Annotated in this window: 9 protein-coding genes and 1 pseudogene; 8 read left to right on the top strand and 2 right to left on the bottom strand. The window is 40.2% G+C overall.

Annotation, left to right across the window (positions count from 1 at the left end):
- A pseudogene (locus U0M88_RS02040) lies at positions 1–391 on the bottom strand (peptidylprolyl isomerase); the annotation flags it as partial.
- Between the two features lie 131 nt (positions 392–522).
- Between U0M88_RS02040 and sufC the strand changes: the two are divergent.
- Genes sufC through U0M88_RS02000 form a run of 8 tightly spaced genes read left to right on the top strand, consistent with a single transcriptional unit; the run spans position 523 to position 7388 of the window.
- Positions 523–1338, top strand: a complete 816-nt coding sequence (gene sufC / locus U0M88_RS02035) for a Fe-S cluster assembly ATPase SufC (protein WP_331868744.1) — start codon at positions 523–525, stop codon at positions 1336–1338.
- 2 nt (positions 1339–1340) lie between these two features.
- The gene (locus U0M88_RS02030; RefSeq protein WP_331868743.1) at positions 1341–2141 is read left to right on the top strand and encodes a SufD family Fe-S cluster assembly protein; all 801 of its coding nucleotides are present in this window, start codon (positions 1341–1343) and stop codon (positions 2139–2141) included.
- A complete protein-coding gene (locus U0M88_RS02025; protein WP_331868742.1) occupies positions 2119–3360 on the top strand; it encodes an aminotransferase class V-fold PLP-dependent enzyme in 1242 nt (413 codons plus the stop codon). The genes U0M88_RS02030 and U0M88_RS02025 overlap by 23 nt, the downstream gene beginning before the upstream one ends.
- A gap of 13 nt (positions 3361–3373) precedes the next feature.
- Positions 3374–3811: a Fe-S cluster assembly sulfur transfer protein SufU gene (gene sufU, locus U0M88_RS02020; protein ID WP_022789839.1), complete on the top strand. Its 438-nt coding sequence runs from the start codon at positions 3374–3376 to the stop codon at positions 3809–3811.
- A complete protein-coding gene (sufB, locus tag U0M88_RS02015; protein WP_331868741.1) occupies positions 3811–5214 on the top strand; it encodes a Fe-S cluster assembly protein SufB in 1404 nt (467 codons plus the stop codon). The genes sufU and sufB overlap by 1 nt, the downstream gene beginning before the upstream one ends.
- On the top strand, positions 5198–5710 hold the full coding sequence (locus U0M88_RS02010) for a 5-formyltetrahydrofolate cyclo-ligase (protein ID WP_117447139.1): 513 nt from the start codon (positions 5198–5200) through the stop codon (positions 5708–5710). Before sufB ends, U0M88_RS02010 begins: the two co-directional genes overlap by 17 nt.
- Positions 5707–6342 carry a GDSL-type esterase/lipase family protein gene (locus U0M88_RS02005; protein WP_331868740.1) on the top strand — a complete coding sequence of 212 codons (636 nt, stop codon included), beginning with the start codon at positions 5707–5709 and terminating at the stop codon, positions 6340–6342. Before U0M88_RS02010 ends, U0M88_RS02005 begins: the two co-directional genes overlap by 4 nt.
- On the top strand, positions 6339–7388 hold the full coding sequence (locus U0M88_RS02000; protein ID WP_331868739.1) for a hypothetical protein: 1050 nt from the start codon (positions 6339–6341) through the stop codon (positions 7386–7388). Before U0M88_RS02005 ends, U0M88_RS02000 begins: the two co-directional genes overlap by 4 nt.
- On the opposite strand, the gene U0M88_RS01995 is transcribed toward U0M88_RS02000, so the two are convergent.
- Positions 7385–7855 (bottom strand): HD domain-containing protein, encoded by a 471-nt coding sequence (locus U0M88_RS01995; protein WP_331868738.1) that lies wholly within the window; start codon positions 7853–7855, stop codon positions 7385–7387. The genes U0M88_RS02000 and U0M88_RS01995 overlap by 4 nt on opposite strands.
- Positions 7856–8042: the final 187 nt, after the last annotated feature.

The following is an 8042-nucleotide window of genomic DNA, read 5'->3' as shown; positions in this document are numbered from 1 at the left end:
GATCTATACCATTATAGCCAAAAGAAGCCAGTTCAGTTTCAATCTGTGATTCGCTATTTTGAGAAGAGCTGGAAGAAGCGTTTTGTTCGATCGTTTTTTCCAGATCTTTTGCCTTTTCATCTAAATCATCTGTGGTTTTTACACTTTGATCCACTACCTGGTTATGATACAAGTTATAAAGCAGCGCTGTATCAAATGGAGCCGACTGATCATAGATGTCATTGGCGGTGATATCTTTTTTATCGATACTGGCAACGACCTGGTTGCCATCACTATCGGATTTTGCACTGACATTGTACTTATTTTCGTCATATATAAAATAGGAAACAAAAGCAATGATGATCACTGCAATCACAACTACAAACCAGTTGTTTCTAAGGAATTCAGACATTGTAATCCTCCTTTAAAAATCTTTCTCAATTATAGCCAATATCGATTGAAAAAGCAATGAATCTTCATAATCGTCTGAATTGAGATTTATAACCTTTTTTGTTACTATAGTACAGGAAAAGAGGAATAGATATGACAGAACTCGTTATTAAAGACTTACATGTATCTGTAGAAGATAAAGAAATATTAAAAGGACTGAATCTGACGATTCGCTCCGGGGAGCGTCATGCTCTGATGGGACCAAACGGAAATGGTAAAAGTACACTGTTGGCTGCTATCATGGGAAATCCAAAATATACAGTAACCCAAGGTTCTATTAAACTTGATGGACAGGATGTTTTGGCAATGGAAGTGGATGAAAGAAGCAAAGCCGGTTTGTTTTTAGGAATGCAGTATCCCAGTGAAATCAGCGGTGTGACCAATTCAGACTTCCTGCGCTCCTGTATCAATGCTCGCCAGGAAAAGCCAATCAGTTTATTTAAGTTCATCAAGGAAATGGATAAAGCCATCCAGCAGTTGGAAATGAAACCGGATCTGGCACATCGTTTCTTAAACGATGGTTTTTCCGGGGGTGAAAAGAAACGAAATGAAATCGTACAGATGATGATGTTAAAGCCGTCCATTGCCATGCTGGATGAAATCGATTCCGGTTTGGATGTGGATGCGTTAAAAATCGTAAGTGAAGCCATCAATCAATGCCAGAAAGAAACAGATATGGGGCTTTTGGTCGTATCTCACTATGCCCGCTTTTATGAATATTTGCATCCGACTCATGCTCATGTCTTAGTTGATGGACAAATCGTTGTATCGGGTGATCAAGAGCTGATTGATAAGATTGACAAAGAAGGATATGAATGGCTGGAAACAGAATACCATGTATCCGCCAGAAAGGAAGAATCAAGGAAACGACCTACCAGTATCGGGCTTTGCGGAGCTAAAAGAGGATAATTATGGAAAAGGTTTATGAAAAGGAATTTAACGAAACGATTTATTTTGATCAGGATGAAATAGCCACGATCACGATTCAGAAAACCGGTTCGTTACTAATGGTCCTTCGCAAAGGGATTTCCAGCTTAAAGCTGCATCTAAAGCTGGAAGCCGACAGTCAATCTAAGATCCTTTTATATAATCAGAGTGCCTCGACACTTTCTGTTGATCTGGAAGTAGAGGCAAAAAAAGATGCCAAGAGTGAAATTGGCTTTCTGGATATGGAAGAAAGTGACGTAACGTTTAAACAAAAGGCATTTTTAAAAGAGTCTGGCGCTGATATCAAATTGATGAGCGCTCAATTGGGACAAGTGGACACTTCAAAGTTAAACGATATTGAAATTTTTCATGAAGCATCACATACATTTGGTTATATGGAAAATTTCTCTGTACTTTTCGATCGTGCGCATTATGAAATGGTGGCCAATGGTAATATTCAAAAGGGATGTTACGGATCACAATCGCATCAGACAACACGTGTCTTGACATTGGGAAAAGATCATAAAGCGCAGGTCATACCGTTATTGTTGATCGATGAAAATGACGTCAAGGCATCTCATGCTCAAACGATCGGACAACCGGATGAAGAACAGTTATACTATCTAAAATCACGCGGACTTTCGCAGCGTCAGGCTATGGGCCTTTTAAGCATTGGATATCTGCTGCCGATTCTGGAGCTGGTCAGTGATGAAGCAACCAAAGAAAAGATGCGTGAAGAAATGGAAAGCAAGGTGGGATTATATGGACACGGAAAGAATTCGTAAAGATTTTCCCATTCTGTCCAGGACGATGTCCGATAAACCATTAGTCTATCTGGATAATGGAGCAACGACATTAAAGCCACAGCCGGTGATTGATGCGGTCGTCAATTATTATACGTATTTAGGAGCCAATGCTCATCGTGGTGATTATGAGATGAGCGCTCAAGTCGATGCGGCGTATGAAGGTTGTCGAAAGAAGGTTGCGGATTATTTACACGCTACTTCTTCCAAAGAAATCATCTTTAATTCCGGCAGTTCTGAAGGGTTAAACCAAGTAGCCCTGATGGTTTGTCAGCAGTTGTTGAAGCCTGGTGATGTGATCTTAAGTGATGAAAGTGAGCATGCCAGCAGTATTCTGCCGTGGATGCAGGCTGCAAAACAAAAGGGATGTAAGATCGAATATATTCCTTTAGATGAAGAAGGCAAGATCACGGTTGAAAACTTTAAAAAGGCCGTTCATGAAAATGTAAAAGTTGTTTGTCTGGCACAAGTATCGAACGTTTTGGGCTTTGAAGCACCCGTCAGGGAAATTGCGAAAATCGCTCATCAAAATGATATGCTTGTCGTAGTCGATGGTGCCCAGAGCACACCGCATATTGATATCGATGTACAAGATTTGGATGTTGATTTTTTTGTGTTCAGTGCGCATAAAATGTGTGGGCCGACCGGTGTCGGGGTACTCTATGGCAAAAAAGCTTTGTTGGATAAACTGGAGCCTATTTATTATGGTGGTGAAAGCAATGCTCGCTTTAACAGCTGTGGTGATTTGATTTTAAAGGAAACACCTTTAAAATATGAAAGCGGAACACAGCCTATTGAAGGGGTGCTTGGCTTAGGGGCTGCCATTGATTATATTCAGGCTATCGGCAAAGAGGCAATTCATGCTTACGAACTGGAATTAAAATCGTATTTTGTACAGAAGGTTAAAGAACTGAAAACAATTCATCTTTATAACGAAAACGCACAAAGTGGAATCTGTACCTTTAACGTTTTTGATCAGGGACAGATGATTCCGGCTCAGGATGTGGCCAGCTTTTTGAACACCAAAGGAATTGCGGTACGCTCCGGTACACATTGTGCCAAGATGTTAGTGGATGTATTAAAGGTCAGTGGTACTTGCCGTGCCAGCTTTTACTTTTATAACACAAAAGAAGAAATCGATCAGTCGGTTGCTGCTTTACAGGAAGCAACATTAGAAAACTGTATCAATATATTTTTTTAGAGGAGGATGAAACATGAGTGAGATCGATCCAAATTTGTTAAGAGATATTATCATGGATCATTACCAATATCCCAGAAATCATGAACTGACAAAGGAAGAAGGATATCATTCTCGTCATATGGCCAGTGATTCTTGTATCGATGATATTACCGTACAAGCAAAATTTAATGGCAATCGCATTGAAGATGTGCGTTTTGATGGGGAAGCCTGCACGATTTCTACAGCCAGCACAAGCATTATGAGTGAACTGGTCAAAGGAAAGACAAAAGAAGAAGCCATGGAGATCATTCAGAATTATTTTGCCATGGTGGATCAGAAAGAGTATGATGAAGATCTTTTGGAAGAAGCCGTTGCGTTTCAAAATGTAGGCAAGCAGGCCAATCGTATCAATTGTGCAACGATTGGCTGGAAAGCATTGCGTGATATGATCAAAGAAAGTGAAGGTCAATAATGCCAGAAGAAAAAGAGTTAAATTTATCCAATGAATATGAATATGGCTTTCATGATGAAGATACCAGTGTATTCAAGACACAAAAAGGATTAAATGAAGAGGTCGTTCGCACGATCTCCAAGATCAAGAAAGAACCTGAATGGATGTTGGAGCTTCGATTGAAAGCATACCATTCTTTTGTGGAACAAAAGAATCCAAAATGGGGACCGGATTTAAGCCAAATTGATTTTAATGACTATACGTACTATATCAAACCCAGTGAAAAGCAGGAACAATCTTGGGATGAAGTACCGGATACGATCCGTAATACCTTTGATAAACTGGGAATTCCGGAAGCGGAACAAAAGTTTTTGGCCGGTGTCAGCACTCAGTATGAAAGCGAAGTTGTATATCACAATATGTTGGAAGAGGTGGAGGAAAAAGGTGTATTGTTCTTTGATACCGATACCGCATTGCGTGAATGTCCAGAGCTTTTCAAAAAGTACTTTGGAAAGATCGTTCCTTATACTGATAATAAATATGCAGCTTTGAATACAGCCGTATGGTCTGGTGGTTCTTTCATCTATGTGCCAAAGGGAGTATCCTTAGATAAGCCGCTACAGTCTTATTTCCGAATCAATTCGATGAGCATGGGACAGTTTGAGCGTACTTTGATTATCGTGGATGAAGGTGCGGATGTCCATTATGTGGAAGGTTGTACAGCGCCGGTCTATTCGAAAGATTCTTTACATGCCGCTGTTGTTGAGATCTTTGTACATAAAAATGCCAAGTGTCGATACAGCACAGTACAAAACTGGTCCAACAATATCATCAATCTTGTGACCAAACGCGCCAAGGTATTTGAAAACGGACATATGGAATGGATCGATGGAAATATCGGTTCGCATATCAATATGAAGTATCCAGCTTGTATTTTGGCAGAACCTTATGCCAAAGGTACGACAGTTTCGATTGCCGTTGGCAGCAAAGGACAGAAGCAGGATGCCGGCAGCAAGATGATTCATCTGGCTCCACATACGACCAGTACGATCATTTCAAAATCTGTGGCTCGCCAGGGTGGAGAAGCGAATTATCGCGGCTGGGTCAAACATTCCAAAAACGCGCAGTATGCCAAAAGCAAAGTGGAATGTGACACCCTTATTTTAGATAAACTGTCGCGCAGTGATACGATTCCTTTAAACTTTTCTCAAAATGATACTTCACAGATCGAGCATGAGGCTACAGTCTCTAGTATTTCGGAAGAACAGCTTTTCTATTTGATGAGTCGTGGACTTTCCCGGGCACAGGCTACGGAAATGATCGTTATGGGATTCTTAGAACCATTCACCCGAGAATTACCGATGGAATATGCGGTTGAACTCAATCAGATGTTAAAGCTGGATATGAGTGATTCCATTGGGTAGAAAAGAATGTATTGAAAGACGAAAAAGTCTTTCCTGGAAACAAAGAGAAAAGAAAGAAAAGGCAATAGTCGAAAAGCTCTTGCCTTTTTTAAAAGGAAATATTGCCGCTTATGTGCCGATCAAGGGAGAAGTAAACATATTTGATATCTGCTTAGAAAGTGGTACTGTCTATTTGCCGAAAATGATTGAGAATTATGAATTGGAGTTTATACCATATACAGGAGATCTGGTACAAGGTTCTTTTCAGACCCAAGAGCCTGTAGGAAAAGCCTGCGATCCCAATGATCTAGATGTGATCATCGTACCGATGGTCAGCTTTTGCGGATTGCATCGAAAAGGCTATGGAAAAGGTTATTATGATCGCTATCTGCAAAAGACAAACGCATTGAAGATTGGAGTAGCCTTTGATGTACAGGAAGAAGAATTTGAATCGCAGCCACATGATATAGATATGGATATTTTGATTACAGAATCAAAGCTTTGGAGGAAAGAATGATGCGAATCTTATTTTATGGAGACAGCAATACATGGGGATATAATGCGCAGACAGGGATGCGCTATGCGAATCGTTTTACCAAACAGATTCAAAAAGCATTTCCGGAAGATGAAATTCTGGAAGAAGGACTTTGCGGACGCACACTTTGTCACAGTGATCCTTACAGTCTGGAAGAAAGAAACGGATCTAAAACCATTTCCATGGTCTTAAAAACACATGAACCTTTAGATCTGGTCGTCATTCTTTTGGGAACCAACGATGCCAAAAGAGCCTATGGAACCAATGCCTTAACTTCTCTGGAAAAGGGAATGGATCTCTTTATGCATGAAGCTATGGACCCGGATAACTTTAAACGTTCTATTCAAACACCTCGTTTCCTAATGGTAACGCCACCGAAACTGCATAAAGAATATGCTTCCTGTATGCGTACAAGAATCCATTTTGGGCAAGAGGGGTATGAAATGTTAGAACAGTCTGCCATGCCTTTAAAAAAGATGGCCAATAAATGGCAATGTGATTTTTTAGACTTGGAGGACATACGAGCCGGTAAACTGGATGCCATTCATTTGGATGAAGAAGAGCATTGTCAGGTTGCCGAAAAGCTGATCAAAAAGTTAGGAGAATATCGATGAGTGCACGAAAAAACGCAATAGAGTTCTGGAAAGAATTTGAAAAAGTGGAACATTCCATTCGAGATTTATTAAATCGTGAAAACTATGAAGAATGTATGAAACTGGTGGAGCCACTCGATAGCTATGCCTATGAAAGCTTTGGCTGCCATTTCTTTGTGGATAATGCGTATGGTGATTATGAACTGACATGGGATACCGGCCCCAACAAGACGACACAGTATCTGGCGGCCATGGTTTGTCAAATGGCTCCGAAAGCCATCAAAAAATCATGGATCTTAAATGCCTGTTTGCCGCCTTTATCACAAAAAGCCATCCAGGCACAGGTGCAGATCAAAGATCAAATTTATACTTTAACCGATTTCATGTTGTTTTATACGGCAGATGAAACACAACAGTCCTGGCACTGTGAAGTGTATTGCCCTGGTTTTTCTTTGATCACGAATACCGAAAATAAAAAAGAGATGTCCATGTATTTGTTGGAACTGGCTTTAGGTCAGTGTGCTTATGAAGCCTATATCGGCAGCGTTGACTTTTTGGATGCCCCTAAAATGGATGAATCGTTTTGTAACTTGGTGGATGCTTATGAGAAATTGATGGATCATGTCGAAACAAAGGGTTGGAAGACATACCAGTCACCGTTAGAGATTTACAGTGTTTTTCAACCGGTACAAGATTTTGCCCATGATGCATTGCGCAAGGATATGAAATTTATTTTTACGACCCATCCTTTACTGATCGAAGAAACGTTGGAAAAGAAAACCGATGTGCTCAAAGATTTGGAGGTCAAGCAGGGCGAATTTGATTATATCTACTATAACAATCTTTTTAAGACTCGTGAGGATGCATTATTTCGTCAGGAGCTTTCAAAACAGTTTGATCAGGCCTTCCAAAAGAGCGAGTGTGCCCGAGTGATCGGAGGCGCTATCGGTAAAAGCTATTCGTATATCGATTGCATCGTTTTTGATGTTCATCGTTTTCAAAGCACTCTAGACCAAATAAAAAAGCAGCTGGATTCAAAAGTAAAGCTGCATGTTCAAAAGTTTTAGTTATTGATATCGGCCAGTGCATCAATCAGTCGATGGCGTGCGATGCCGGTCAATGGTTTGTTGGGATCTTCCAGAAAACGAGCCAGAATATCGGCATCTTTTAATAATTCGCATAAAGGAGAGTCAAAAATCTCCTTTTTGGAATGTTGGGCAATCGCAAAACAAATATCATCAACCTCATACACCTTAAACTCCTTGGCTTGGGTTAAATATTGGTGGGCGTGCAGACTGGAAAGTCTTGCGTGTTCACTATGAGCACAATTGTCGATATATTGTGCATAATCATGAAATAAAGCGGCAATTTTAGCCTTTTCCAAAGCACTGCTTCTGGAGATTGCCAATAAGGTGATACAAGAATCGACCATGGCGGTATGAGTCAAAGCTGCGATCCGTAAAGGCTCGTTGTTGATCTTGGCAAACTGTTCATATACATAGGCTTTTGCCTTTTCATATCGTTGTAGTTCCATGTTTCTATTATACACTATTGAAAACATAAAAAAAACGCACCGTGTGCGCAATGTCATTAAGTTAAGACAACTATAACTATACAGGCAATCAAGTCTAGATAGTTTTTTACTAATAAGGCATGACAAAAATTGTAGTATTGCTACTACATTTTTTAAGTTATATAATATGGCCGTTAGTCATATCGAT

The organism is Faecalicoccus sp. (genome assembly GCF_036552745.1).
Classification (GTDB): domain Bacteria; phylum Bacillota_I; class Bacilli_A; order Erysipelotrichales; family Erysipelotrichaceae; genus Faecalicoccus.
The sequence above is the reverse complement of the archived record's forward strand: the minus strand, read 5'-3'. Positions and strand labels throughout refer to the sequence as shown.

Bases quoted from the DNA above. Each gene is read 5' to 3' on its own strand.
- sufC (WP_331868744.1), top strand. From the start codon at position 523: ATGACAGAACTCGTTATTAAAGACTTACATGTATCTGTAGAAGATAAA.
- U0M88_RS02030 (WP_331868743.1), top strand. From the start codon at position 1,341: ATGGAAAAGGTTTATGAAAAGGAATTTAACGAAACGATTTATTTTGAT.
- U0M88_RS02025 (WP_331868742.1), top strand. From the start codon at position 2,119: ATGGACACGGAAAGAATTCGTAAAGATTTTCCCATTCTGTCCAGGACG.
- sufU (WP_022789839.1), top strand. From the start codon at position 3,374: ATGAGTGAGATCGATCCAAATTTGTTAAGAGATATTATCATGGATCAT.
- sufB (WP_331868741.1), top strand. From the start codon at position 3,811: ATGCCAGAAGAAAAAGAGTTAAATTTATCCAATGAATATGAATATGGC.
- U0M88_RS02005 (WP_331868740.1), top strand. From the start codon at position 5,707: ATGATGCGAATCTTATTTTATGGAGACAGCAATACATGGGGATATAAT.
- U0M88_RS02000 (WP_331868739.1), top strand. From the start codon at position 6,339: ATGAGTGCACGAAAAAACGCAATAGAGTTCTGGAAAGAATTTGAAAAA.
- U0M88_RS01995 (WP_331868738.1), bottom strand. From the start codon at position 7,855: ATGGAACTACAACGATATGAAAAGGCAAAAGCCTATGTATATGAACAG.